Annotated in this window: 23 protein-coding genes and 1 riboswitch; of the genes, 5 read left to right on the forward strand and 18 right to left on the reverse strand. The window is 67.1% G+C overall.

Annotation, left to right across the window (positions count from 1 at the left end; translation table 11 throughout):
- Positions 1 to 3: 3 nt before the first annotated feature.
- From AB3X94_RS27045 to AB3X94_RS27125, 17 genes are read right to left on the reverse strand one after another with little or no spacing between them, the layout of a single operon-like run.
- On the reverse strand, positions 4 to 1,248 hold the full coding sequence (locus AB3X94_RS27045; RefSeq protein ID WP_368613192.1) for an NAD(P)/FAD-dependent oxidoreductase: 1,245 nt from the start codon (positions 1,246 to 1,248) through the stop codon (positions 4 to 6).
- A complete protein-coding gene (locus tag AB3X94_RS27050; RefSeq protein ID WP_368613193.1) occupies positions 1,245 to 2,525 on the reverse strand; it encodes a beta-ketoacyl synthase in 1,281 nt (426 codons plus the stop codon). The genes AB3X94_RS27045 and AB3X94_RS27050 overlap by 4 nt, the downstream gene beginning before the upstream one ends.
- Positions 2,522 to 3,748 carry a beta-ketoacyl-ACP synthase gene (locus tag AB3X94_RS27055; protein ID WP_176105351.1) on the reverse strand — a complete coding sequence of 409 codons (1,227 nt, stop codon included), beginning with the start codon at positions 3,746 to 3,748 and terminating at the stop codon, positions 2,522 to 2,524. The genes AB3X94_RS27050 and AB3X94_RS27055 overlap by 4 nt, the downstream gene beginning before the upstream one ends.
- Positions 3,748 to 4,473, reverse strand: a complete 726-nt coding sequence (locus AB3X94_RS27060; protein WP_176105350.1) for a 3-ketoacyl-ACP reductase FabG2 — start codon at positions 4,471 to 4,473, stop codon at positions 3,748 to 3,750. The genes AB3X94_RS27055 and AB3X94_RS27060 overlap by 1 nt, the downstream gene beginning before the upstream one ends.
- The gene (locus AB3X94_RS27065; RefSeq protein WP_176105349.1) at positions 4,470 to 4,958 is read right to left on the reverse strand and encodes a beta-hydroxyacyl-ACP dehydratase; all 489 of its coding nucleotides are present in this window, start codon (positions 4,956 to 4,958) and stop codon (positions 4,470 to 4,472) included. The genes AB3X94_RS27060 and AB3X94_RS27065 overlap by 4 nt, the downstream gene beginning before the upstream one ends.
- Before the next feature lie 5 nt (positions 4,959 to 4,963).
- Positions 4,964 to 6,148 (reverse strand): beta-ketoacyl-[acyl-carrier-protein] synthase family protein, encoded by a 1,185-nt coding sequence (locus AB3X94_RS27070; protein ID WP_368613194.1) that lies wholly within the window; start codon positions 6,146 to 6,148, stop codon positions 4,964 to 4,966.
- Positions 6,145 to 8,604, reverse strand: coding sequence for an MMPL family transporter (locus AB3X94_RS27075; RefSeq protein WP_368613195.1), 2,460 nt, complete (start codon positions 8,602 to 8,604; stop codon positions 6,145 to 6,147). The genes AB3X94_RS27070 and AB3X94_RS27075 overlap by 4 nt, the downstream gene beginning before the upstream one ends.
- Positions 8,604 to 9,287, reverse strand: a complete 684-nt coding sequence (locus tag AB3X94_RS27080) for an outer membrane lipoprotein carrier protein LolA (RefSeq protein WP_368613196.1) — start codon at positions 9,285 to 9,287, stop codon at positions 8,604 to 8,606. The genes AB3X94_RS27075 and AB3X94_RS27080 overlap by 1 nt, the downstream gene beginning before the upstream one ends.
- Positions 9,275 to 9,715: a thioesterase family protein gene (locus AB3X94_RS27085; protein WP_176105345.1), complete on the reverse strand. Its 441-nt coding sequence runs from the start codon at positions 9,713 to 9,715 to the stop codon at positions 9,275 to 9,277. The genes AB3X94_RS27080 and AB3X94_RS27085 overlap by 13 nt, the downstream gene beginning before the upstream one ends.
- Complete coding sequence (hutH, locus tag AB3X94_RS27090; protein WP_368613197.1) at positions 9,712 to 11,331, reverse strand: histidine ammonia-lyase; 1,620 nt, start codon at positions 11,329 to 11,331, stop codon at positions 9,712 to 9,714. The genes AB3X94_RS27085 and hutH overlap by 4 nt, the downstream gene beginning before the upstream one ends.
- Positions 11,318 to 13,054: a glycosyltransferase gene (locus AB3X94_RS27095; protein WP_368613198.1), complete on the reverse strand. Its 1,737-nt coding sequence runs from the start codon at positions 13,052 to 13,054 to the stop codon at positions 11,318 to 11,320. The genes hutH and AB3X94_RS27095 overlap by 14 nt, the downstream gene beginning before the upstream one ends.
- Complete coding sequence (locus AB3X94_RS27100; protein ID WP_368613199.1) at positions 13,054 to 14,751, reverse strand: AMP-binding protein; 1,698 nt, start codon at positions 14,749 to 14,751, stop codon at positions 13,054 to 13,056. The genes AB3X94_RS27095 and AB3X94_RS27100 overlap by 1 nt, the downstream gene beginning before the upstream one ends.
- Entirely contained in the window at positions 14,751 to 15,398 is a 648-nt protein-coding gene (locus tag AB3X94_RS27105) for a hypothetical protein (protein WP_246392105.1), read from the reverse strand. Before AB3X94_RS27105 ends, AB3X94_RS27100 begins: the two co-directional genes overlap by 1 nt.
- A gap of 20 nt (positions 15,399 to 15,418) precedes the next feature.
- Positions 15,419 to 15,670, reverse strand: a complete 252-nt coding sequence (locus AB3X94_RS27110; protein ID WP_368613200.1) for an acyl carrier protein — start codon at positions 15,668 to 15,670, stop codon at positions 15,419 to 15,421.
- Entirely contained in the window at positions 15,667 to 15,972 is a 306-nt protein-coding gene (locus AB3X94_RS27115; protein ID WP_176105339.1) for a phosphopantetheine-binding protein, read from the reverse strand. The genes AB3X94_RS27110 and AB3X94_RS27115 overlap by 4 nt, the downstream gene beginning before the upstream one ends.
- A complete protein-coding gene (locus tag AB3X94_RS27120; RefSeq protein WP_368613201.1) occupies positions 15,947 to 16,741 on the reverse strand; it encodes a 1-acyl-sn-glycerol-3-phosphate acyltransferase in 795 nt (264 codons plus the stop codon). Before AB3X94_RS27120 ends, AB3X94_RS27115 begins: the two co-directional genes overlap by 26 nt.
- On the reverse strand, positions 16,725 to 17,450 hold the full coding sequence (locus tag AB3X94_RS27125) for a beta-ketoacyl synthase chain length factor (RefSeq protein WP_176105337.1): 726 nt from the start codon (positions 17,448 to 17,450) through the stop codon (positions 16,725 to 16,727). Before AB3X94_RS27125 ends, AB3X94_RS27120 begins: the two co-directional genes overlap by 17 nt.
- Before the next feature lie 497 nt (positions 17,451 to 17,947).
- Positions 17,948 to 18,160: riboswitch (yybP-ykoY riboswitch) on the forward strand.
- A gap of 11 nt (positions 18,161 to 18,171) precedes the next feature.
- Between AB3X94_RS27125 and AB3X94_RS27130 the strand changes: the two genes are divergently transcribed.
- Complete coding sequence (locus tag AB3X94_RS27130; protein ID WP_176124388.1) at positions 18,172 to 18,744, forward strand: TMEM165/GDT1 family protein; 573 nt, start codon at positions 18,172 to 18,174, stop codon at positions 18,742 to 18,744.
- 1 nt (position 18,745) lies between these two features.
- Here the strand turns inward: AB3X94_RS27130 and AB3X94_RS27135 are convergent, their stop codons facing one another.
- Positions 18,746 to 19,435 (reverse strand): DUF4136 domain-containing protein, encoded by a 690-nt coding sequence (locus AB3X94_RS27135; protein WP_176105335.1) that lies wholly within the window; start codon positions 19,433 to 19,435, stop codon positions 18,746 to 18,748.
- A gap of 324 nt (positions 19,436 to 19,759) precedes the next feature.
- Here AB3X94_RS27135 and pepN point away from each other — a divergent pair, with 324 nt between their 5' ends.
- The 4 genes from pepN to AB3X94_RS27155 all read left to right on the forward strand — a co-directional run bounded on the left by pepN (position 19,760) and on the right by AB3X94_RS27155 (position 24,515).
- Positions 19,760 to 22,456 (forward strand): aminopeptidase N, encoded by a 2,697-nt coding sequence (gene pepN / locus AB3X94_RS27140; protein WP_368613202.1) that lies wholly within the window; start codon positions 19,760 to 19,762, stop codon positions 22,454 to 22,456.
- Between the two features lie 205 nt (positions 22,457 to 22,661).
- Complete coding sequence (locus AB3X94_RS27145; protein ID WP_368613203.1) at positions 22,662 to 22,943, forward strand: type II toxin-antitoxin system RelE/ParE family toxin; 282 nt, start codon at positions 22,662 to 22,664, stop codon at positions 22,941 to 22,943.
- 16 nt (positions 22,944 to 22,959) lie between these two features.
- Positions 22,960 to 23,412, forward strand: a complete 453-nt coding sequence (locus tag AB3X94_RS27150; RefSeq protein WP_176105332.1) for a HigA family addiction module antitoxin — start codon at positions 22,960 to 22,962, stop codon at positions 23,410 to 23,412.
- Positions 23,413 to 23,498: 86 nt separating this feature from the next.
- On the forward strand, positions 23,499 to 24,515 hold the full coding sequence (locus AB3X94_RS27155) for a class 1 fructose-bisphosphatase (protein WP_176105331.1): 1,017 nt from the start codon (positions 23,499 to 23,501) through the stop codon (positions 24,513 to 24,515).
- Positions 24,516 to 24,552 lie beyond the last annotated feature (37 nt).

Below are 24,552 nucleotides of genomic sequence, written 5' to 3' on the forward strand. Positions count from 1 at the left end.
GCCTCAGCCCGCCTTGCACACCTCGTGCAAAGCGTTGAGCCGCCGCGCCGGGTCCGCGACATACGGATTCGACTCGTCCCACGCATAACCGGCGAGCACCGCGCAGATCATCCGACGGATCGGCGTCACCTGCTCCGGGTAGTAGATGATGTCCTGCAGCTCGCCCGTGTACCAGCGCTCGACGAACGCGCGGAACGTGTCGATGCCCTTGCGCAACGGCACGTCGTAATCGGCTGACCAGTCCACCTTCTCGCCGTCGAGCTGCCGGTTCAGCGCGCGCGCCGCCAGATGCGCGGAGCGCAGGGCGATGGTCACCCCCGACGAAAACACCGGATCGAGAAACTCGCCCGCATTGCCGAGCAGTGCATAGCCCGGCCCGTGCAGACTCGCGACGTTCGCCGCGTAGCCGCCGATTCTCCGCACCGGCATCAGGAACGGCGCCTGCCCGATCAGCCGGTTCAGCGTCGGCTCCTGCTGGATCAGCGCGCGCAGCGCCGCCTCGCGCTCGCCTTCCGGCACGTCGAGAAAGCTCGCCTCGGCGACACATCCCACCGACGAGCGGCCGCCCGCGAGCGGAATCATCCAGAACCACACGTCGCGACGCTCGGGATGCGTCGCGATGCAGATCTTGTTGCGATCGATGACATCGAGCGCGAGGCCGTCGCGCACGTGCGTGAACAATGCGGCGCGCGTCGGCATGCGCGTCGGGGTCTCCAGCTTCAGCAGGCGCGGCAGCACGCGCCCGAAGCCGCTGGCGTCGAGCAGGAATCCCGCTTCGACCTGATATGTGTGCCCAGCTTCATCGGCGACGTCGAGCACCGGCGCCGCACCCGTTTTTACTGCGCTCACGGTATGACCGAAGCGCACGTCGGCGCCTTGCCCGGCGGCGCAGCGAATCAGCACGTCGTCGAACAGCGCGCGTTCGACCTGGTACGTGGTGCCCCAGCCCGGCGAATGCTTGTCGCGGAAGTCGAACGACGAGGTCTGGTCGCGATACACGAAATACGCACCGTTCTTGTACTGGAAACCCGCCTCGACGACGGCCTGCAGCATGCCGGCCTCTTCGAGGTACGCCATGCTTTGCGGCAACAGGCTCTCGCCGATCGAGAAGCGCGGAAAATGCTGACGCTCCAGCACCAGCACCGAGCGGCCGGCCTTGCGCAATAGCGCGGCAGCTACCGCGCCGGCCGGACCCGCGCCGATGATCGCAACGTCGACCACGGTCCGCTTTGAAGAATCGCTGTTCAAATCACTCCTCCAACGGTTTGCATGGGCGGCCGCGCCGTATGCGGACCGCGCCACGCTTCGAACATCAGGCTCGCGCAACTACCGCCGAACCCGAATGAAACCGACATCGCCGTGTCGATGCGCGCGTCGCGCGTCGCGCGCACGAGCGGCATATCACGCACTTGCGGCTCCGGCGTCTCGACCAGCGCCGTGCCCGCGATAAAGCCGTCGCGCATCATCAGCAGCGTATAGATCGCTTCGTGCGCGCCGCACGCGCCGAGCGAATGACCTGTCATGCCCTTGGTCGACGAAAACGCGGGCACCCCTTGCGCCGATGCACCGAACACGTCGCGCAACGCATGCAGTTCTTCGAGATCGCCGAGCGGCGTAGACGGCGCATGCGTGTTCACGTAGTCGGGACGGCGGCCCGCCTGCGCGAGCGCGCCGCGCATCGCGCGCGCGATGCCGGCCGCACGCGGCGCGACCATGCCCGCGGGATCGGTGCAATCGTCGAAGCCGCTCAGCTCCGCGTAAATGCGCGCGCCGCGCGCGAGCGCATGATCGAGCGCTTCGAGCACCAGCACGCCGCCGCCCGACGCGATCACGAAGCCGTCGCGCTGCGTGTCGTACGGACGCGATGCGCTCGCCGGCGTGTGGTTGAAACGGCGCGATAACGCGCCCATCGCGTCGAACATCAGCGTCGTGTTGTCGTGCAGCGCTTCGCTGCCGCCCGCGAGCACGATCTGCTGGCGGCCGGTCTGGATCAGTTGCATCGCCTGCCCGATCGCGAGCGCCGATGTCGTGCATGCCGACGACGGTGAATAGCTGACGCCTTCGAGCCCCAACATCTGCGCGACGTTCGCCGACGCGGTGCTGCTCATCGCCTGCGGCACCGTGTACGGCGGCACCTTGTCGACGCCGCGCGTTTGCGCGATTGCGAGCGCCGCGTCGTAGCTCGCTAACGTGCCGACGCCCGAGCCGATCACGACGCCCGCGCGCGGCGACTGCAACGAAACGAGGTCTAGCCCCGCATCGGCGATCGCGCGTTGCGCCGCGTGGCACGCGAAGCGCGCGGTGTCGCCCATGAAGCGTTCGAGCTTGCGCTCGAACGGCGCCTCGTGCGCGACCGACGCGACGCCGGCAACCTGCGATGCAAACCCGCGCTCGCGCCACGCGTCGATACGCTCGATGCGCGAGCGCCCCGCACGCAATGCAGCGGAAACTTCGTCGAGCGTATTGCCGAGACACGACACGATGCCCATGCCGGTCACGACCACGCGTTGCAGGCCGCCGCTCATCGAACGTGCCGGAAAATCAGCGACGTGTTGATGCCGCCGAACGCGAAGTTGTTGCTCATCACGTACTCGGCGTCGATCTCGCGCGCGCCGCCGACGATGTAATCGAGCGGCGCGCAAGCCGGATCGACGTGATCGAGATTCAGCGTCGGCGCGTACCAGTTGTGCTTCATCATCTCGATCGTCCACCACGCTTCGATCGCGCCGCACGCGCCGAGCGTGTGGCCCACATAGCTTTTCAGCGAGCTGATCGGCATGCGCGCGCCGAAGGTCTGCGCGGTCGCATGGCTTTCGGCGATATCGCCGCGATCGGTCGACGTACCGTGCGCGTTCACATAGGCAATCGCTTCGGGCGCCAATTGCGCGTCGCGCAGCGCGAGCTGCATCGCGAGCGCCATCGTGTCGGCGGTCGGTTGCGTCATGTGCGCGCCGTCCGAGTTGCAGCCGAAGCCGACCACCTCGGCATGAATCCGCGCGCCGCGCGCCATTGCGTGCTCGTACTCTTCCAGCACCAGCGTCGCCGCGCCCTCGCCGACCACGAGGCCGTCGCGCGCGGCATCGAACGGACGCGGCGTCAGATGCGGCTCGTCGTTGCGCGTGCTGGTCGCGTACAGCGTGTCGAACACGGCGACCGCCGGACCCGACAACTCTTCCGCGCCGCCCGCCAGCATCAGCGTCTGCTTGCCGGACTGGATCGCCTCGTACGCATAGCCGATCGCCTGGCTGCCCGACGCGCACGCACACGAGGTCGGGATGATGCGGCCTTTGAGGTCCCAGAACAGGCTCACGTTGACGGCGGCCGTGTGCGGCATCATCTGCACATAGCTGTTCGACGTGACGTTGCTCATCGAGCCGGTTTCGAGCATCGTGCCGAACGCGCGGATCGGCTGCACCGAGCCCGACGACGAACCGTACGCGACGCCCATGCGGCCGTCGGCGATGGCCGTGTCTTCGGCGAGGCCTGCATCGGTGAGCGCAAGTTCGCTCGCGCGCACCGAGTACAGCGACACCGGGCCCATCGAGCGGACCTTCTTGCGCGGGTAATGCGCGGGGGTCGTGAACTCGGGCAGCGGACACGCGAGCCGCGTATGCAGCGACTCGAAGTAGTCCCACTCGGGCATGCGGCGCACCGCGTTCTCGCCGCGCTTCAGGCGCGCTTGAACCGCGTCCCAGTTATCGCCGAACGCGGTCACGCCGCCCATGCCGGTGATGACGACACGCTTCATCAGACCATCCCGCCGTTCACGCCGATCACCTGGCGCGTCACGTACGACGCGCCATCCGACATCAGAAAGCTCACCACCGACGCGACCTCCGCCGGCTGGCCGACGCGGTTCATCGGCACGGTCTTCAACGCGTGGTCGACCGTGACCTGTTCGAGCATGCCGGTTTCGATCAGCCCGGGCGCGACGCAATTGACGGTGATACTGCGCGACGCGAGTTCGACCGCGAGCGCCTTGGTCGCGCCGATCAGCCCCGCCTTCGCCGCGCTGTAGTTGACCTGGCCGCGATTGCCCATCACGCCCGACACCGAAGCGATCGTGACGATACGACCGCCCTGACGCGCGCGCACCATCGGCATCGTCAGCGGATGCACGACGTTGTAGAACGCATCGAGGCCGGTTTCGATCACGACGTCCCAGTCTTCTTCGGTGAGCGCTGGAAACGCCGCGTCGCGCGTGACGCCCGCGCTGCACACGATGCCGTAGTACGGACCGTGCGCGGCGACGTCGGCTTCGAGCGCCTCGCGGCACGCGGCGCGTTCGCGCACGTCGAACTGCAGCACGCGCGCCGTGCCGCCCTGCGCGGCGATGCCTGTCGCGACCGCGTCGGCTTCGCTGCGTCCGGTGCGGCAATGCACGGTCACGGCGAAACCGTCGGCGGCCAACTTGTACGCAATCGCTCGGCCGATGCCGCGGCTTGCGCCGGTAACGAGAACTCGCCGGCTCATGTACTGATACTCCCTTCGATGAATGACTGGAAATCGGGCGGTTGAAACACCTTGATCACGGCTTCGGCGCAGCGCGTCTCGCCGTCGTCGATCGTGCATTCGTAGGCGCTGTGGCCTGCGTCGCTGCGCAGCAGTTCGCTCACGTGAACGCGCAAGCGCGCGCCGCTTCGGAACACCGGCTGCAACGCCTGATAGCTGCGCGAACCTAGCAGCACGCCGTGACGCGCATGGCCGCCGCCGCGCATCGCGACGAGCGCGATGTGCGCGGCGATCGCCTGCGCCATCACCTCGATGCCGATCCACGCGGGCATTGCGCCGGCGGCGTCGGCATACCATGCGTGCGGATCGACGCAGGCGAACGCGCTGAGCGCGGAGTCGGCGAACGTATCGATCGCGTCGAGCAGCAGCATGCTGCCGCGATGCGGGATGATCGCTTCGATCGGCTGACGCACGAGTTGCTCGACGGTGAGTGGCGGAGTCGTCATGCGCTTTACCGGGCGAGGATCAGGCTGACATTGCTGCCGCCGAACGCGAACGAATTGCTCATCGCGTACTGCGTGCCCGTGCCGCGCGGCAAATGGCGCGCGCCGGCGACGAGGTCGAGCGCGGGCAGCGCGGGATCGGCTTCGCCGTCCCACAGATGCGGCGGCAGCGTCGCGTTCTCGTGCGCGAGCGTGAGCCACACGAAGCCGAGTTCGGTCGCGCCGGCCGCGCCGAGCTGATGGCCGGTCAGCGGCTTGGTGCCGCTCGCGGCGACGCCAGCGGGGAACACGCGCGCCATCAGATGCGCTTCCATTTCGTCGTTCTTCTGCGTGGCGGTCGCGTGCAGATTCACATAGCCGACCGCCGACGCCGCGATGCCCGCGTCCGCGAGCGCGTCGCGAAGCGCGAGTTCGCCGCCGACGCCCTGCGGGTCCGGCGCCGAAATATGATGCGCGTCGCTCGACTCGCCGACGCCGGCGAGCCGCACCGCCGCTTCGGCGCGGCTCAACAGGAACACGGCCGCGCCCGCGCCGCCGTTGATGCCGCGGCGATTGCGGCTCCTCGGATTGGTGCGCGTGCCGCTGGTCGATTCGAGCGACGCAAAGCCCTGCACCGTCAATTCGCAGAGCGAATCGACGCCACCGACGACGACCGCATCGCACAGCCGCAATTGCAGCAGCCGACGCGCCGATGCGAACGCCTTCGCGCTCGACGTGCACGCGGTCGAAATCGTAAACGCCGGCCCGTGCACGCCGAGCGCGGCGGCCGCGAATGGCGCGGCGGTGCCGATTTCCATCTGCCGGTAGTTGAAGCTCTGCGGCAGCTCGCCGGCTCGGGCGTGATAGACGAACGCGGTTTCGGCCGCTTCGATGCCCGACGTGCTGGTGCCGAGCACGACGCCGATCCGCTCCGGCCCATAGCGCTCGCGCGCGGCTTCGATCGCGGGCGCGATCTGCGCCAATGCCGCGAGCAGCAGCCGGTTGTTGCGGCAGTCGTAGCGCGCGAGATCGGCGCGCGGCGCGAGTTCGAGCGGCGTCAGCACGCTGCCGACGAACGCGTCGCCGATGCCGGTATGCACGTTGCCCATGCCGGGCGAATTCGCGGCGGCGAGCGCCGGCACGATCTGGCCGACGTCGCCACCGAGCGCGTTGATCATGCCGAGCGCGTGCAAATAAACTGTTGGCGCTTTCATGCCGCTCTCCGTGATTCTGATGACTTGCCGGATGACTTCGCCGATGGCATGCCGATAGGCGCGAGCAACACGGCAACCGCGATGCCGAGCGCGAGCGTGGTGCCGAAACTCCTGAGCGCGGGCATCGCACTGAGGCCGAGCATGCCGAACGACAACAACGTGGTCGCCGCCGACAGCAGCACGCCGGTCCACACCGCGCCGAGATCCGCGTCCGCGCGGGCGCAGCCTTCGCGCAGGAACACCGCATAGTTTGCGCCGACGCCGAGCACCAGCATCAGCGCGAGCCAGTTGAACAGATTGAGCGGCACGCCCGCGTAGCCGAACACCGCCAGTGCGACGCCGACCGCGAACAGCACGGGCAAGGTCGTGGCGATACCGCCGCGCGCCCCGTAACGCACCATCAGCAGCACGCACACGAGCACGAGCGCGCCGCCCAGCCACCAGCCGCTATCCACGCGATACGCACCGAACAGCTTCGACACGCTCGCGGCCTTGTCGACGAACACGACGCCGGGCAGGCCGCGCGCGAGCGCGATCAGCGCGGGTTCGTTGCGCGGCGTCACGCCTTGCGGAATCACGACGGCCGCATAGCTTGTTTCATGCGCCCGATTCGCGTCGTTCGATCCCACCGCGCCGAGCCACAAATGCCGGTACGGCTGCGACCAAGGCGCCGCGAGCCAGCGCTCGACGGTCAGCGGCGCGGACGGCCGGGCGAAGCCGGCGAGCCACGCCTCGGCGACTTCGTCCTTGAAGCCCGCTTGCAGCAGCGTCGCGCGCAACGCGGCGGAGTCGCCGAACACATGCTGTGCAAGCAGCGCGCGATCTTCGCTCTGACGTTGCGCGGACGGCACGAAGTGCGCGACCGACTGATAGCCGCCGACGCTATCCGCGCTGCCGTTCAGCGCATCGAGCTTCGCGCCGAGCGCTTCGGCGCGTTGCAGCACCGCTTCCTCGCTCGCGCCGCGCACGACGAAAAACTGCGCGCTGTTATCGACGCCGACCGCTGCGCGCACCGTGTCTTCCTGCGCGGCCAGCGACGCATCGCGCTGGATCAGCAGATGGATGTCGTCGTCGCTGCTCAGCCGCAGCCAGCCGGGCACCGACGCGATCAGCAGCAGCGCGGCGACCAGCCACGCGCGCTTGCCGCCGAGCGCATGCCGCCAGCGCGCGAGCAGCCGCGCCGCGCTCGCGAACAGGTGTCGCGGGCTGTGCTTCGGCGCGCGCGTGAGCAGCGCGGGCAGCAGCCACAGCACCGACGCGAACGCGGTCGTGATGCCCACCATTGCGAAGCACGCGATCTGCTTCAACGCGGGGAACGGCACCCACATCAGGATCGCGTAGCCGAGCAGGCTCGTCGCCAGCGCCACGCTCAGCGCGGGTCGCACGCTGCGCGCGCCCTGCCGCGCGTCCCAGTCGCGGCCCGCGCCGAGATAGACGACGAAGTACTGGATCGAATAATCGACGGCCTCGCCGATCAGGCTCGCGCCGAACACAAGCGTCAACAAATGCAGCTTGCCGAAGATCAGCAGCGTCGCCGCCAGCGCGCAGACAATGCCGAGCGCGGTCGAAACGAAGCCGAGCAGCAACAGACGCGGCGAGCGGAACACCCACATCATCAGCAGAGCGATGCCACATAGCGATGCGATGCCGATCACGTGCACCTCGCGTTCGGCAGCGCTGCGCGCAGCCTCGGCGTAGAACACGGCGCCGGTGCGCGCGACCGATACATCGGGGAACGCCTGACGCAACCTGTTTTCGGCGTCGGCGAGCGCCGCGTGTACCGCGCGCTGCGTCTTCGTTTCATAAGCGGAGCCAGGCAGCGTCGCGACGATCAGCACGCTGGTCTTATCGCCCTGCGCGTCGTGACCATGCGACACCAGCAGGTTGTCCTCGACCGCGAGATTCGTGGCCGCGAGCGGCAGATCGCCGAGCCAGCGTTCGAGCCAGCCGAACGGATCGTCGGCGAGTTGCGTGCTGAGGCCGCCTTGCAGCGGGCTGTAGATGCGCTGCGCGAGCATGTCGTGCAACGTCGTCGCGCTGGCGCTCGCGAGCGCGCTGCGATCGGCCGGCGCGAGCAGGCCGAAGCGGTACGGCAGATACAGCGCCGAGATCTGCGACAGGTCGAACGGCGGCAGTTCGGCCGTCACCGACGCGAATGCGCCGCTCTTTCGCAACGACGCGCCCAGCTGCTTCGCGGCCGCTTTCGCGTGCGCATCGTCGCGGCTCGTGACGAGCAGCACGGTGCGATCGCCGAGCGCGCTCGCGAGCGTGTCGACCGCCTTTTCGGCGACCGGGTCCGCTTCGGTTGCGGGCAAGAGCGTGAGCAGATTGGTTTCGAGCGGTGACGGTCCGGTGAAGCGCCAGCCGCAATACAGCGCCGCCAGCAGCGCGAGCGCGAGCCATGCCGCGCGCACGCCCCATGCGCGTTTCGCGGCTCGCTGCTGCGGTATCTCCATCACGGCGCTCCGAACAGGCTGCGCTCGTCCGGCGTCGGCTCGGCGACGGCCGTGCTGTTCGCGAACTCGAGCTTCGTCACGTCGCCGTTAGCGAGCGTGATGCGCAGGCTTTGCAGATAAGCGCCGCCGCTCATGTCGAGGCCCTTGATCGATTGCGCGAGCTGCGGTTGATTCGGCGTGAGGCGCATGCGCCATTGCGCGGCGCTGCCTTCGGCACTCACGTCGAACTGCGAGTACAGCGCCGACAGATCGCCGCCGAGCATCGCGCGCATCATCTTCGACACCTGTGCGACGCCTCGCGTGCCCTGCGCGCTATGTGTGCTTACGCGGCGGCCGCTGGCGTCGACCTGCACGACGCCCGCATCGGTGATCACGTAGGTGGCCTTGTACGGCGTGTCGATTTGCCAGATCACGCCGCGCTCGCGCAAGAACAGCAACGTGCCGTTGCTGACGAGCGGCTGCTTCATCGCGGCGAGCGTCTGCGTCTGCGTGAATTGCGAGCGCACGCCCTTGGGCTGCGCGAGATGCGCGGCGATCTGCGAGACGAGCGCGGCGTTGGCGGGCGCAGTGTTAGCCGTTGCCGCATGCGCTGGTGCCACCCATCCAGGCACGCACGTCGCGCCGATCGTGCCGATCACGCCCGCGATCCGCAACACGGACGCACCTCGGTTCATCGTCCCCATACGCGCTCCAGCTTGTCGAATACGACCTGCGGCGACACGAACTGCAATTCCTCGGTGGCGGCATCGACGGCAACCTGGATCGTATAGCCCTTCGTGAGCCGCGCACCGGATGCGCAATCGACGATTTCATAGCCTATTTTCAGGCGGTTTTCGTATTCGAGCAGTTGCGCGCGCACTTCGAGCTTCTGTCCGTACACGGCGGCCCGCACGTACTTCAGATGCGCCTCGACGATCGGCCACAGATAGCCGGACGCCCGCATCTGGCGATAGTCGTAGTCGAACGCGCGCAACAGCGCCGCGCGGCCCAGCTCGAAGTACTTCAGATAATTGCCGTGCCAGCACACGTTCATCGCGTCGACGTCGTGAAACGGCACTTCGACGGTCGCACTCGCGGCGAGCACGTGCTGCGTTTTCGCGGGCACGCTCATAGCTTGACTCCTTCCTGATCGTCGATCATGTCCAGCAGTTCGCACGCGGCAATGCGCGCGGTGAGCGCGCGCAGCTCGCCTTCGAGCGCACGGTCCTCGTCGACGAAGGGCGAATGCGCGCCCACCTCGTCGATGAATGCGCGCAGCGGCGCGGGCACCGGCGTCGCGCTATCGATGCGCAAGCGCAAATGCACGGCCTGCACCGTCGCGAGCGTGTGCGCGGCGGCGACCTGCTCTGTCAATTCGAGCACGCGCAGGCAGTCGCGCGCGGCGATCGTGCCCATGCTGACCTTGTCCTGATTGTGCGCTTCGGTCGAGCGCGAAAACACGCTCGCGGGCATCGTGTTCTTCAGCGCCTCGGCGGTCCAGGCGGACGACGAAATCTGCACGGCCTTGAACCCGTGATTGATCGCCGAGCGTGCGGGCGCCGCGCCCGACAGATTGCGCGGCAGGCCATTGTTGAAGTTGATATCGACCAGCAGCGCGAGCTGCCGGTCCATCAGATCCGCCAGATTCGCGACGGCGACCTTCAGCGCATCCATCGCGAACGCGATATGGCCGCCGTAGAAGTTGCCGCCGTGCAAGATGCGTTCGTTGTCGGGATCGATGAGCGGATTGTCGTTCGCGCTGTTCAGCTCGTTTTCGACGTCGCGGCGCACCCAGCCCAGCGCATCGCGCGCGACGCCGATCACATGCGGCGCGCAGCGAATCGAATAGCGGTCCTGCAGACGATGCCCGGGCGTGTCGGCGCGGCCGGCCAGATCGGCGCGAATCCACGCGGCCGCTTCGGCCTGGCCCGCGTGCGGCTTCACGTCGAACAGCGCCGAGTCGAAGTGCGCGGCGCGGCCGTCGAGCGCGACGGTCGCCAGCGCGGTCAAACGCGCGGCCAGCCGCGTCAAGTGCTCCGCGCGCGCCACCGCGAGACACGCGAGACCCGTCATCACGGCGGTGCCGTTCATCAGCGCGAGGCCCTCTTTCGGCGCGAGCGTCAGCGGCTCGACACCAAGCTCGATCCACACGTCGCGCGCCGCGCGCAACGCGCCGGCGTACTGCACGTCGCGCTCGCCCGCGAGCGCCGCCGCCACGTATGACAGCGGCGTCAGATCGCCGCTCGCGCCGACCGAGCCCTCGGACGGGATGCGCGGCAACACGCGATGATTGATCAACGCCGCGAGGCGTTCGAGCAGCACCGTGCGCACGCCCGAAAAACCATACGCGAGGGAATTCAGACGCGCGGCGATCACGGCGAGGGTTTGCGCATCGTCGAGATACGCGCCCATGCCGCAGCCGTGATAACGCGTCAGTTGCAGCGGCAATGCCTCGACGAGCGCCGTCGGCACGTCGACCACGCAGGCGTCGCCATAACCGGTGTTGACGCCGTACACGGTCGCGCCGGCGGCCAACTGGCGGCGCAGGAACGCCGCGCCGCGCTCGATGCGCGCACGCCATACGGCATCGTCGCTCAGCGCGACGCACGCCCGCTGCCGCGCAATCGCGACGACCTCTTCGATCGTCAGTCGGCGCGCACCGACGACGATCGGCGTGCAGCCGGCGGCGGAAGCGGCATTCGCAACAACGCGCGCGGGTCGCACATCGTTCAGATCATGATCGGCCATTCGCGCCTCCCTCGGAGCTGGCCCAGAAATCGAAGAAGTTGAACCATTGATATGGGGCCTTGCGGCAATAGTGTTCGAGGCGCAGCGCATAGCGTTGCGCCCACGCGGCCAGATGCCGCGCGCGATCGCGGCGCGGCAGCTCGATTCGCTCGGCGAACGGCTCGAAGTACATGCGATAGCCGTCGCGTTCCTTCAGGCAGAAGAACAGATAGACCGGACAGCCGAGCGCATGCGCGAGCACGTAGGGCCCTTGCGCGAACGGCGCGCTCGCGCCGAGAAATTGCGCGTCGGTGGTGCGCCCCGCCTCACGCGCCGGCACCCGGTCGCCGACGATCACCAGCAGTTCGCCCGCATCGATGCGCTGCTGCATCAACACCGCGGTCTCGGGACCGAAGTCGCCGACTTCGAGCAAATGCCGCGCGAACTCGCGATTCGACGCCGCCAGCACGTCGTTGAAGCGGCGCGCGTGCTCGGTGTAGACGACCGCCGTGACCTTCGCGTGAGCGCCGCGGATCGCGAGCGCGCGCATCATCTCCAGATTGCCGAGATGCGCGCCGATCACGAGCGCGCCCTTGCCGCTCGCGATCAAGGCTTCGAATGCCGCGGGATCGTCGAACGTCACGTCTGTGTCGTCGACGCGGCCGGTCCATGCGGCGAGCTTGTCGAAGCCAGATTGCGCGAACGCGAGCATATGGCGATACGCGGACAGCCACCCCGGGCGCGGCATCTCCGCCGACGGCGCGACCGCGTTCAGATGCGCGAAGTAGTTGCCCGACGCGGCGCGCGCGGCGCGGCCCGTCACCAGAAAGTACGCGACGACCGGATGCAGCCACAGCGCGGTAAGGCGGCGGCCGAACAGCTTGCAGCTCAGCGCGAGCAGGCTCATGCCGAGCCGGCTGCCGCGTTCGGCGATACGCCACCAGGCTTCGGGCCGGGGTTCGTCGGCACAGTCGTCCGCTGTGTCGGCAAGCGCGCCGCGGCGTGGCATCAGCTTGTGCGCGAGCAGCATCGGCAGACGCATCAGCATGCCGAACACGAGCCGCGTATGGCTGCGGCTGATGCGCACGTTGTCCCACAGCACGTCGAAATGCGACACGCCGTCGGCCGCGTAGGTCACGCGGGTCGGGATCGAGCGGAACGCGGCGCGCCGCCAGTGCAGTCGCACGAGGATCTCGATGTCGAAGTCCATGCGCGTCGGCAGCCGCACGCCGTCGATCAGCTCGCACGCGAGCGCGAGCGGATACAGACGAAAGCCGCACATCGAATCGCGGATCGTCAGCGACAGCGTCTCGATCCACACCCACACGTGAGTCAGATAGCGGCCGTACAGGCGTGCCTTCGGCACGCTGTCGTCGTACACGGGACGGCCGAGAATCACCGCGCCGGGTTCGGCGCGCGCGGCATCGATGAAGCGCGGCACGTCGGTCGCGTCGTGCTGGCCGTCGGCGTCGATCTGCAGCGCATGCGTGTAGCCCGCGGCGCGCGCCGCGCGCAGACCCGCCATCACCGCCGCGCCCTTGCCGCCGTTTTCGGGCAGACGCAGCAGCGTCATCTGCTGCGCGCATTGCAGCGCGAGCGCGGCGAGTACCTGCTGGGTCGGCTCGTCGCTGCCGTCATCGACGACGAAGATCGGCAAGCCGTGCACCGCGAGATTGGCGACGGTCGCGCCGATCGCGTCCTTGTGGTTGTAGATCGGGATGACGATGCAGGGCGCGAACTTCATCACGCGTCCTCCCGATGCACGAGCACGCCCGACGCGCATTCGCGTCCATCGAGCCGGTACGCGAACTGCATGCGCCGGCGCGCGGCATCGTAGGCGAGCGTGAGCTCGAGCACCGCACCGGGCGCCACCGGCGCCATGAACTTCAGGCGATCGACCGACGCCACCGCGCGCACCCGCGGCCAATGCCCGGCCGCGAGCCGCGCCGCCCAGTCGACCTGCACGACGCCCGGCAGAATCGGCAGGCCCGGAAAGTGGCCGGCGAAATGCTGAAGCGACAGCGGCACACGCAGCACAAAGTGCAGCGTGTTGCCGACGCGCGTTTCGGCCAGCACTTCCATGCCCTCGGCGAGCGGCGCGAACGCGGCCGCGACCGCGCTTGCGGGCAGCTTGCCGCGCGCGTCGAATGGCAGACCCACGCGAAAACGCCAGTGACGCGGCAGCACGACCGCATCGAAGTAATCGGCCAGATGTCGGCGCAGCGTTTTCGCGAGCGCGACGCGGCCTTCGTTACGCAATGTCGCGCCGCCCGCTTCGGTCAGCGCGACCACTGCGCCGACCCGCTCTCGCGTCGCGCCTTCGAGCGGCACCAGCGCCGCCTGCGCGACATACGGATGCAGCGCGAGACGCGCCTCGAGCTCCGGCAGCGACACGCGCTTGCCGCCGAGCTTCAGCACGCGGTCGAGGCGCCCTTGCAAATGGAAGCGCCCGTCGGCATCGAACGCGATCCGATCGCCCGTGCGATGCCAGCCGTCGTGGTCGAGATGCGGCGAGCGCACGCACAGCGCTCCATCGTCGTCGCGGCGCACCTCGGCGCCGGCGACCGGCTGCCACGCGTCGCCCTGATCCTGACGCCGCCACGCGATCCCGCCGGTTTCCGTACTGCCGTAGATTTCGAGCGGCGCCGCGCCATAGCTCACCGCATAGGCCTGCGCGGCGTCGGTCGCGAGCGGGCCACCCGACGAAAAGAACGCGCGCGGCGCGGGTGCGAGCGCGCCGAAGCCCGGCAACGCGGGCCAGCGCGAAAGCTGCGCGGGCGTCGAGACGACCGCCGTCGCGCCGCATTGCGCGATACGCGCCTGTAGTTGCAGCGGCTCCATGCCGATTGCGCGATCGAACGCGCGGCCCGCCGCGAGCGGCCACAACACACGAAACAGCAGACCGTAGATGTGGTGATGCGGCACGCTCGAGAGCATCGTCGCGTCGCCGAGCAATGCGCCCCACTGCTGTTCGAGCGTGTGCACTTCGGCGTTGAATTGCGCGAGCGTCTTGCGGATCGGCTTCGGTGCGCCGGTGCTGCCGGATGTGTAGAGCGTCAGCGGTGCGCGGGGGTCGATCGGCTGCGCGGTGTTGGCCGTGACGACATGCGTCGCTGCGACGAACGGCGGCAGATCCGCGTCCGTCAGCAGAAAGTCGTACGCATCCGCGAGATCGGCGAGATAGCCCGGCGTTGCATTGGCAGGAATCACCGGCTCCTTGCCGCACGCGAACAGCGCGAACAACGCGCAGGCGAACTCGAACGGATCGTCGATACAAAGCGCGCAGCGCCGCGCATCGTGCGTTTGCACGAGTTCGATCAAGCCCGCGACGCGCGCGCGGAACGCCGCGCGATCGAGCAGCACGGCGCCGTCGCGGCACACCGGTGCGGCGGGCGTCGCGAGCGCGGCATCGGCCGACAACAGGTCATGCAACGCGATCATCAGGCCGACTCCGAATCCGCGCGCGCGGCGCGCGGCAGCACGAACAGGCGTCGCCACACGTATTCGCCCGCCAGCAGCAGGCCGATCAGTCCATAAGCGATCGCGCCGTTGTACAGCGACCAGGCCGCGCGGCTCCAATAGAGGGCGGTATAGGCGGAAAACGCGCCGTTCAGCACGAAGAACGCGCACCACACCTGGGTCACGCGCCGCGTATAGCGCACCGCGCCCGGCGGCAGATCGGGACTGCCGAGGCGCGCGAATTTTTCGATCATCGACGGCCCGCGCACGAGCGTCGCGCCGAACGCGATCAGCAAACCGAGATTGACGAGCAATGGATAGAAGCGCAGCAGCAGTTCGCTATCGGTGACGACGATCGTCGCCGACGCGCAGCTCAGCATCGCCACCACGCTCCAGTCGAGTCTGGAAAGCTGCCGCAGCGGTATCGCGACCGGACCGCCGCCGGCCCAGCGCTGCAGCCACAAGGTCACGAGCAGCATGCCGCCGACGAGGCGCGGCGCATCCCAGCGCCAGGCACACAGGATCAGCACGGGGTAAGCGAGTTTCAGCAGCACCAGCACGACGGTCCTGCTCCAGCGAGGCCGCGCGCCGGACCCGCTTGCGGCGTGCGGTGGCTCCGACATCTGCATGCGCGGGTGCGCGGCCCGCATCAGCCTTGCGCCGCGAGCAGCGATTCGACCGCTCCGATCACGTCGCCGACCGTGCGCACGGATTTGAAGTTCTCCGGCTTGATGCGGCGGCCGGTCATCTCCTGCAGCTTGATCGCGAGATCGACCGCGTCGATGCTGTCGAGATCGAGGTCTTCGAACAGATGAGCGTCCTGCGTCACGCGCTGCGGCTCGATCGCGAAGTTTTCCTGAAAGATCGCGCGGATGCGCTCGAGAATCTCGGTCTCGGTCACGATTCAATCCCCTTCCTTGCGGTTTCGTTCGCAGCGTGCGCCGCTTCGCGCTGACTCGCGACCAACGCGGCGAGCGTGTTGATCGAGCGGAAGTGCTCGCGGGTACGTTCGTCGTTCGCCGCGATGGTCAGTTGGTATTGTTTGCGCAGCACGATGCCGATTTCGAGCGCGTCGATCGAATCGAGACCGATGCCGTCGGAACCGAACAACGGGGCGTCGTCGTCGATATCGGCGGGGCTCAGGTCTTCGAGATCGAGGGCTTCGATCAGAAGCTTTTTAATTTCCAGTTTTAAAGAATCCATAATCGAACAGGTGCTGGGTAATGTGGGCTTCTACGGCATTCGTCACGCTGCGCGCCGCAATGGCCGGGGTGGTGTCGTGCGCGGCCAGTTCGGCGACGCCAAGCGGCGCGAGCACGTTCACGCGCATCCGGAAAGCGCGCGCCGGCACGTGGTACCAGCGCATCTGCCGCGTGAACGCAGGCGGATCGCAATCCATCAACACCGGCACGATCGGCGCGCCGGCCTTCAGCGCCATGTGCGCGAAACCGCGCGAAAAAGCGTGCAGCCGGTTGGGCGCGGGGCTGCGCGTGCCCTCCGGAAAAATGATCATCGTGTAGCCGGCCGCGAGCTGCATGGCTCCCGCCTCGACGAGCGCGATCGCGTCCGCGTTGCTCACGTATTCGGCCGCGCGCACGATGCCCCAGAAACACGGGTTGTGCCAGTGCGCGTGCTTGACGACACAGCATGCGCGCGGCGCCAGCGACAGCAGGACCATCACGTCGAGGTAAGTCGGGTGATTCGCGACGACGATCGCCGGTCCGCCCGCGCGCAACGCCTCGGCACCGGATACTTCGAGTTCCATCACGCCGAGGCGGCGCAGCACCGCGACGAGCGCGCGAAAGAACCGATGGATCAGGACGCTCACCGCACGCTGCCGCGACGCGCGATGCGGCCACAGCCACGCGAGCGGAAACACGAGCACCGAAAACAGCACGCCGCACACGCCGAACGCGACGAAGGCGAGGCCGGTCGCGCAAAAACGCCACGCGTAATCAAGCCGCGCGCTCATCCCACCTCCAGTGCCACAGCGCGCCGGCGCGCTGCCAGCGCGCGGGCTGGCCGGTTTCGAGGCAGTGCAGCAGCGCCTGACTCTGGGTCGGAAAGCTCGCGGCGCCGCTCAGTGGGGTTCGCGGCTCGCCGGGTTGCCCGGCCGCCTCCTCGTCGGCGCGGGTCAGGGAGCAAACAACGCGCCCTGCCGACGCATCCTTGTCGAGCAACACCGCAATCGCTCCGCCGTGCACTTCGTCTTCGATCGTGCCGTACGCGAGATCGGCCGGTTCGTCGGCATAGACGAGCAGCACCGGCACGTCCGGTTGTGTCGCGAATTGCGCGTACGCTTCGAGCAGCGCATAGCCGAGCGTTTGCGCACCAGCCGATACCGCGCTCGCGGCCGAACGGTCGCCGCGCGCGATCCCGAACACGCCGGTCATCGCGTTCAGCACCGACAGGCTGAAGGCGGTCGGCGACACCGGTTCGCCCGCGCTGATGCTGCGCAGGATGTCGGTGGTACGCCGCAATTCCCCGTGCCGCGACGCGAACACCACGCGCGCGGGTTCCTGCGCGACGCAGTCGTGCGCGACCTTGAGCGCGACCTTGGACAGCGTGCTGAGACGCCGCCGCACGATCGGCTCGATAAAGCCGACATCGGGTGCAGCAGACGAGGTAGCCGGCCAGCTAGACCAGCGACCGACCGGAATGGTCCAGTGCAGATCGGGCATATGGTGTTCGCGCGTAGAAACGGGAAAGGGGCTCAAGCGCCTGACGGAATACACAGCCGTCACAGCGAGCGGCGCCGCGCGGATCGGGAGGTTCCAGCCGGGATCGACCGGTCAGCTGGCATGGGAATGCAGCACCGGCGATCGGCCTGACTTGTCAGGCGCCCCTGACAATCGGTGTGGTGGATGGCGGCTCGGGCTCCTTTTGTGGCCGAATAGTACCGGATATTTTGAAGCAAATCGTCGAGGAAAGACGTATCCATCTGTATCCGCGCCTGAGGCGCAACACATTGTTAGACGATTTGACAAAGCCGGCTGCGGAGACGCACCGCAAGGCCGTTTCGCGCGTCGACGCTGGCGTGCCAACGCCGACAGAATCCACCAAAAAACCTTTCATTGGTCTTTCGCGGAATACGTCGTAGAGCGAAAACACCTCCGCAGGGTCGTCGTCCGCACGCGAACAACATTCGTCACAGCGATGCTGCGGCGCCTGTTATACTCCGCCCCTCATTGGGGAGTAGCCGCCCCGCGGCACGTCCGCACCGCTTCGCCGGTGCGTCGCACGTGTGGCTCGCGGGGGCGCCTGTCAACACACTTGGCCAGCACGGCCATGGCAGTCGCAGCCTTTGGCCTGGCGAGACCGATGATCCACACGCGCCGCAACAGGGCCCGGCGTGTCGTGGGTCGTCGCTCGTTCATCTTCGGCCCGAGGAATCCATTCAACGTGACTCAAGCTTTTCTCATTTCGACCGGCGCGGTCGCGCTCGCCGAAATCGGCGACAAGACGCAACTGCTGTCGCTCGTGCTGGCCGCGCGCTATCGCAAGCCCATGCCGATCATTCTCGGCGTGTTCGCGGCAACGCTGATCAATCACGCGGGCGCCGGCGCGCTCGGCGCGTGGCTCGGTTCGATGCTGACGCCGACCGTCATGCGCTGGGCGCTGGCGGCGTCGTTCGTCGGCATGGGGCTGTGGATTCTGGTGCCCGACAAGCTCGAAGACGAGGAAGCCAACACGAACCGCACGCACTTCGGCGTGTTCGGCACCACGGTCGTCACGTTCTTCCTCGCCGAGATGGGCGACAAGACGCAGATCGCGACGGTCGCCCTCGCCGCGCGCTTTCACGATTTCTTCGGCGTGGTGGCCGGCACGACGCTCGGCATGATGATCGCGAACGTCCCGGCGATCCTGCTCGGTGACCGCTTCGCGCATCGTCTGCCGACGAAGCTCGTGCACGGCATCGCCGCGGTGATGTTCGTCGTGCTGGGCGCGATGGCCTTGTTCGGGGTCGGGGTCTAAGCTACTGCGCGGCCTTCGGCGCCGACGCCGAACCCGCGGGCGGCGTCGCCGCTGGCAGAGACACTTCGTTCGCAGCCGCGCCGCCGCCGAGCGGGATCTTCACGGTGTGCACGGCGCCGTTGGCCAGCGGGAAGTCCGCCAGCGCGCTACGCGCCAGATAAGGCATCGCCCGAACCAGCGACGACTCCTCGCCGAAATTGCGCGCCGTCACGTTGTAGACCTCCCGGCCGCTCGCACGCTCGGTAATCCGGATGCCGAGCAGATGCGTGAATACCGGGTAGCTCTGGTTCACGTATGTCGCCGGGAACGGCCCCCACGGACCCCACGGATCGAACGGCCGGCCCCAGTAAGGGCCGGGCCACGGGTTGTAGTAGACCGGCTGCGCGACGGTCACGACATCCGAGCGGATGCCATAGGCGAGTTCCACCAGATAGCGCGCTTCGTCGCGAGGGACTTCGCGGAACGCGTGCACGGCGAGCTCGTTTGCGACGATCCGCTCGTAGGCGCTCAGTTCGAGATTGTTCTTCTGATCCTCGTGGCGCGTGAACGCATAGGTGCGGGTTGCGTCGCTGCCGGTCCAGTCGGAGAACGCCGTGACCTGTGTCGTCACGTAGGTCGTGCAGCCGGACAACAGCACGCTCAGCGCGACGAACAGCAACGCGACGCGGCGGGTCCATCGATCGAAGTTCATGGTCTGCCTCGTGATGCCTCTGGTTGCATCTATTCAGCTTCGGTTAAAACTCTGCTTCGGCCGCAATTATTCCGTCGTGCGATGCGCTCGCCGGCTGACGCTGCCGGGTCCCCGCCGCGCACGGCGCCCGATAATACGCTGACCTCGGCAGCGAGCAAAAGGTTCTTGCCCTGCCCGTCCAAAACCGGACGCGCTGCCCGGCGCCGAAACTCGGCCCCCTTCCCCTCCGCACGATCGCCCGAGGCTTTGTACAATGAGTCGACCAAGCCCGGCTCGCGCGCCGTTTGCGCGCCCGACCGCTCGAGTACACCACCAAAGAACACCATGGCCGATACCGCAACGCCCAATGTGATCCGCCGCGCCGATTACGCGCCGCCCGCCTTCCTGATCGACACCGTCGCGCTGGAGTTCGATCTGGTCCCCGAACGCACGGTTGTCAGAAATACGATGCGCGTGCGCCGCAACCCGGATGCTTCGCGCGCCGCGCATTTCGAACTGATGGGCGAGCAGCTGGAGTTCGTCAGCGCGGAGATCGACGGGCAGCCGTTCCCGAACGCCCACCCGCACGAACATGGCCTGCTGCTCGACAACGTGCCGGACAGCTTCGAGCTGACCCTCACGAGCATCTGCAATCCCGCGGAAAACACCACGCTGTCGGGGCTGTACGTGTCGAGCGGCAACTTCTTCACGCAGTGCGAAGCCGAGGGCTTTCGCCGCATCACCTACTTCCTCGACCGCCCCGATGTGATGGCGAGCTTCACGGTCACGCTGCGCGCGAGCAAGACCGACTATCCGGTGCTGCTGTCGAACGGCAATCTGCTCGAAGAAGGCGAGCTGCCCGACGGCCGTCATTTCGCGCGCTGGGAAGATCCGTTCAAGAAGCCGAGCTATCTGTTCGCGCTCGTCGCGGGCAAGCTCGTCGCGCTCGAAGAACGCGTGAAGACTGGCTCGGGCAAGGAAAAGCTGCTGCAGGTGTGGGTCGAGCCGCATGATCTCGACAAGACCCGTCACGCGATGGATTCGCTGATCCACTCGATCCGCTGGGACGAAGAGCGCTTCGGGCTCGAGCTCGATCTGGACCGCTTCATGATCGTCGCGGTCAGCGACTTCAACATGGGCGCGATGGAGAACAAGGGGCTCAACATCTTCAACACGAAGTACGTGCTCGCGAATCCCGAAACGGCCACCGACACCGACTTCGCGAACATCGAGGCGGTGGTCGGCCACGAGTACTTCCACAACTGGACCGGCAACCGCGTGACCTGCCGCGACTGGTTCCAGCTGAGCCTGAAGGAAGGCCTGACCGTGTTTCGCGACCAGGAGTTCTCGGCCGACATGGCGGGCGGCGCCAGCGACGAAGCCGCGCGCGCGACCAAGCGCATCGAGGACGTGCGCGTGCTGCGTCAATTGCAGTTCGCCGAGGACGCGGGTCCGATGGCGCATCCGGTGCGCCCGGAGAGCTACGTCGAGATCAACAACTTCTACACGATGACCGTGTACGAGAAAGGCTCGGAAGTCGTGCGGATGTATCAGACGCTGTTCGGCCGCGACGGCTTTCGCAAGGGCATGGACCTGTACTTCAAGCGTCACGACGGCCAGGCCGTGACCTGCGACGACTTCCGTCACGCGCTCGCCGACGCGAACGGCCGCGACCTCGCGCAGTTCGAGCGCTGGTACAGCCAGGCCGGCACACCGCGGGTGTCGGTGCGCGCGCGCTACGACGCCGCGCAGCAGCGCTACAGCGTGACGCTGCGCCAAGGCTACGGCGATGCCGTGCCAGCCGCGCGCGAAACGCAGAAGGGTCCGCTGCTGATTCCGTTCGCGATCGGTCTGATCGGCAAGGACGGCCGCGATCTGCCACTGCAGCTCGACGGCGAGGCGAAGGCGTCGGAGTCGACCACGCGCGTGCTCGAATTCGCGCAGACCGAGCAGACCTTCACGTTCGTCAACGTCGGGCAGGAACCGCTGCCGTCGCTGCTGCGCAATTTCTCGGCACCGGTGATCGTCGAATACGACTACACGGCCGAACAGCTCGCGTTCCTGCTTGCGCACGACGGCGATCCGTTCAACCGTTGGGAGGCCGGCCAGCGACTCGCCACCCGCGAGCTGCTCGCGCTCGCTGGGCGTGCGGCCACGGGCGCGGCGCTGCAGTTCGACGACTCGGTGGTCGCCGCGTTCGCGCGTGTTTTGACCGACGAGACGCTGTCGCCGGCATTCCGTGAACTCGCGCTGATGCTTCCGTCCGAAGCGTATCTGGCCGAGCAGATGGCCGAGTCGAATCCGGCCGCGGTGCACGCGGCACGGCAGTTCGTGCGCAAGCGCCTCGCCAATGCGCTGCGTGACGACTGGCTGAAGGTCTACGAGCAGCATCGCACGCCGGGCGCCTACGAGGCGACGCCGGAGGCGGCCGGTCATCGAGCGTTGAAGAATCTCGCGCTGTCGTATCTGACCGAGCTCGACGATTCCGCGGACGCCGTACGTCTTGCCTCCGCGCAATATGAAGCCGCGAACAACATGACCGACCGCGCGGCCGCGCTGTCGGCGCTGCTCAACGCGGCCGCGCCGCAAGGCGGCAGCCCCGAGGCGCAGCACGCGCTCGACGACTTCTATCGACGCTTCGAGAAGGAGCCGCTCGTCATCGATAAATGGTTCGCGTTGCAGGCCACGCAGCGCGGCGGCGCACAGCATCCGGTGATCGATACGGTGCGCAAGCTGATGACGCATCCGGCCTTCAACCTGAAGAACCCGAACCGGGCACGTTCGCTGATTTTCAGCTTCTGCGCGGCGAACCCCGCGCAGTTCCACGCGGCAGATGGCTCCGGCTACGCATTCTGGGCCGAGCAGGTGATCGCGCTCGACGCGCTCAATCCGCAGGTGGCCGCGCGCCTCGCGCGTTCGCTCGAGCTGTGGCGACGCTTCACGCCGGCGCTGCGCGACAGCATGCGCGCGGCGCTCGAGAAAGTGGCCGCGCAGGTCAAGTCGCGCGACGTGCGCGAGATCGTCGAGAAGGCGTTGGCGTGATGCCTCGCTGAGTTCTCGAGTCGCTTCGGAAAGCCGGCACGCGTTGCCGGCTTTTTTTCGCGCTGCTTTTTCGTTGATGGGCTGCGCTACCCCGGTCGTGGCACGGCGTTAGCCATTTGGCCGACTGTTCATCGGACCTCGGCGGGGAGAAAGCATACGCACACGTTTAATGATTTACATTTAACGCAATGCGTTATACGATTCGATGATCACGACGTTCGCAGACAAGGCCACCGCAAGAATTTTCCAGGGCAGGTTCGTGCATACGTTGCCGCACTCGATCCAGCCGCTAGCACATCGCAAGCTGCTGATGATCGACGCCGCGAGCTCCATCGCGAATTTGCACGCGCCGCCCGGAAACCGGCTCGAAGCGTTGCAAGGCGAGCGCAGCGGGCAATGGAGCATCCGCATCAATGCGCAGTGGCGCATCTGTTTTCATTTCGTCGGCGAGGACGCGCTGAATGTCGAGATCGTCGACTATCACTGACTACTGGGAGACCGACATGGTCATCAAACGCTCCGCGCTGAAAAGCATCGATTTCTCCGACATCGATACGGGCGCGGCCATTGACGAGATCCATCCAGGCGAAATTCTGCGCAGCGAGTTTCTCGAGCCGCTCGGCATGTCCGTCAACGCGCTCGCCCTTGCACTGCGGGTGCCGGCGCCGCGCATCAACGACGTCGTGCGCGGCCGCCGCGCCATCTCCGCCGATACCGCGCTGCGGCTCGAGCGCTATTTCGGCGCCAGCGCGCAGTTCTGGCTCAATCTGCAGATTGCCTACGATCTGCGCGTCGCCACCGCCGCCGCCGGCGAGCAGATCGAACGGGAAATCGAACCGATGCCGCGCGCCGAGCGCCCGAAACTGCCCAGCGTGCCCGCCGGGCACGCCCGGGCCGCGGCGCTCGCGGCCAGCGTCCGCGGCACCGTCTCGGCCAGGACGCGCCGCAAGACCTGAAGGCGGCCGTGCGGCCAAAAGCACGGAGCCGACACACACGAGCGGTTAAAATCCCATCATTCTTCTAGCCTTCCCGGAGTACAGCAATGTCTTTGCAACGTCGTACCACTCTCACGAAGTACCTGATCGAGCAGCAGCGTGAAACCAACAACCTGCCCGCCGATCTGCGCCTGTTGATCGAAGTCGTCGCGCGCGCGTGCAAGGCGATCAGCTACCACGTCAGCAAGGGCGCGCTCGGCGATGCCCTCGGCTCGGCGGGCAGCGAAAACGTCCAGGGCGAGGTGCAGAAGAAGCTCGACATCCTGTCGAACGAAATTCTGCTCGAGGCGAACGAATGGGGCGGCAACCTCGCAGGCATGGCCTCCGAGGAAATGGAACAGTTCTTCCCGATTCCGGCCAACTATCCGAAGGGCGAATATCTGCTCGTGTTCGATCCGCTCGACGGCTCGTCGAACATCGACGTCAATGTGTCGATCGGCACGATCTTCTCGGTGCTGCGCTGCCCGGACGGCCACCAGGCCACCGAGCAATCGTTCCTGCAGCCGGGCACGGAGCAGGTCGCCGCGGGCTATGCGGTGTACGGCCCGCAAACAGTGCTCGTGCTGACCACCGGCAACGGCGTGAACTGCTTCACGCTCGATCGCGAACTCGGCTCGTGGGTGCTCACGCAAAGCGACATGCGTATTCCCGTCGAAACTCGCGAGTACGCGATCAACGCTTCGAACGAACGCCACTGGTATCCGCCGGTTCAGCAATACATCGGCGAACTGAAAGCGGGCAAGGACGGTTCGCGCCAGGCCGACTTCAACATGCGCTGGATCGCATCGATGGTCGCCGACGTACATCGCATCCTGAATCGCGGCGGCATCTTCATGTACCCGGCTGACAAGCGCACACCGGACAAGCCCGGCAAGCTGCGTCTGATGTATGAAGCCAATCCGATGGCCTTCATCGTCGAGCAGGCGGGCGGCGCCGCAACCAACGGCGAGAAGCGTATTCTCGACGTCCAGCCAAAGAGCCTGCACGAGCGCGTCGCGGTGTTCCTCGGCTCAAAGAACGAGGTCGATCGCGTAACCCGCTATCACCTCGAAGCGAAGAAGTGATCGCGAAAGAAAAAATGCATCAAGGGGCTTGCCAAGT

It is taken from the genome of Paraburkholderia sp. BR10923 (assembly GCF_040948765.1).
GTDB lineage: Bacteria > Pseudomonadota > Gammaproteobacteria > Burkholderiales > Burkholderiaceae > Paraburkholderia > Paraburkholderia youngii.

Excerpts from the sequence above, each read along its gene's own strand:
- AB3X94_RS27050 (WP_368613193.1), bottom strand. The coding sequence starts at position 2,525 with ATGAGCGGCGGCCTGCAACGCGTGGTCGTGACCGGCATGGGCATCGTG.
- AB3X94_RS27055 (WP_176105351.1), bottom strand. The coding sequence starts at position 3,748 with ATGAAGCGTGTCGTCATCACCGGCATGGGCGGCGTGACCGCGTTCGGC.
- AB3X94_RS27060 (WP_176105350.1), bottom strand. The coding sequence starts at position 4,473 with ATGAGCCGGCGAGTTCTCGTTACCGGCGCAAGCCGCGGCATCGGCCGA.
- AB3X94_RS27065 (WP_176105349.1), bottom strand. The coding sequence starts at position 4,958 with ATGACGACTCCGCCACTCACCGTCGAGCAACTCGTGCGTCAGCCGATC.
- AB3X94_RS27070 (WP_368613194.1), bottom strand. The coding sequence starts at position 6,148 with ATGAAAGCGCCAACAGTTTATTTGCACGCGCTCGGCATGATCAACGCG.
- AB3X94_RS27075 (WP_368613195.1), bottom strand. The coding sequence starts at position 8,604 with ATGGAGATACCGCAGCAGCGAGCCGCGAAACGCGCATGGGGCGTGCGC.
- AB3X94_RS27080 (WP_368613196.1), bottom strand. The coding sequence starts at position 9,287 with ATGGGGACGATGAACCGAGGTGCGTCCGTGTTGCGGATCGCGGGCGTG.
- AB3X94_RS27085 (WP_176105345.1), bottom strand. The coding sequence starts at position 9,715 with ATGAGCGTGCCCGCGAAAACGCAGCACGTGCTCGCCGCGAGTGCGACC.
- hutH (WP_368613197.1), bottom strand. The coding sequence starts at position 11,331 with ATGGCCGATCATGATCTGAACGATGTGCGACCCGCGCGCGTTGTTGCG.
- AB3X94_RS27095 (WP_368613198.1), bottom strand. The coding sequence starts at position 13,054 with ATGAAGTTCGCGCCCTGCATCGTCATCCCGATCTACAACCACAAGGAC.
- AB3X94_RS27100 (WP_368613199.1), bottom strand. The coding sequence starts at position 14,751 with ATGATCGCGTTGCATGACCTGTTGTCGGCCGATGCCGCGCTCGCGACG.
- AB3X94_RS27105 (WP_246392105.1), bottom strand. The coding sequence starts at position 15,398 with ATGCAGATGTCGGAGCCACCGCACGCCGCAAGCGGGTCCGGCGCGCGG.
- AB3X94_RS27115 (WP_176105339.1), bottom strand. The coding sequence starts at position 15,972 with ATGGATTCTTTAAAACTGGAAATTAAAAAGCTTCTGATCGAAGCCCTC.
- AB3X94_RS27120 (WP_368613201.1), bottom strand. The coding sequence starts at position 16,741 with ATGAGCGCGCGGCTTGATTACGCGTGGCGTTTTTGCGCGACCGGCCTC.
- AB3X94_RS27125 (WP_176105337.1), bottom strand. The coding sequence starts at position 17,450 with ATGCCCGATCTGCACTGGACCATTCCGGTCGGTCGCTGGTCTAGCTGG.
- AB3X94_RS27135 (WP_176105335.1), bottom strand. The coding sequence starts at position 19,435 with ATGAACTTCGATCGATGGACCCGCCGCGTCGCGTTGCTGTTCGTCGCG.
- pepN (WP_368613202.1), top strand. The coding sequence starts at position 19,760 with ATGGCCGATACCGCAACGCCCAATGTGATCCGCCGCGCCGATTACGCG.
- AB3X94_RS27145 (WP_368613203.1), top strand. The coding sequence starts at position 22,662 with ATGATCACGACGTTCGCAGACAAGGCCACCGCAAGAATTTTCCAGGGC.
- AB3X94_RS27150 (WP_176105332.1), top strand. The coding sequence starts at position 22,960 with ATGGTCATCAAACGCTCCGCGCTGAAAAGCATCGATTTCTCCGACATC.
- AB3X94_RS27155 (WP_176105331.1), top strand. The coding sequence starts at position 23,499 with ATGTCTTTGCAACGTCGTACCACTCTCACGAAGTACCTGATCGAGCAG.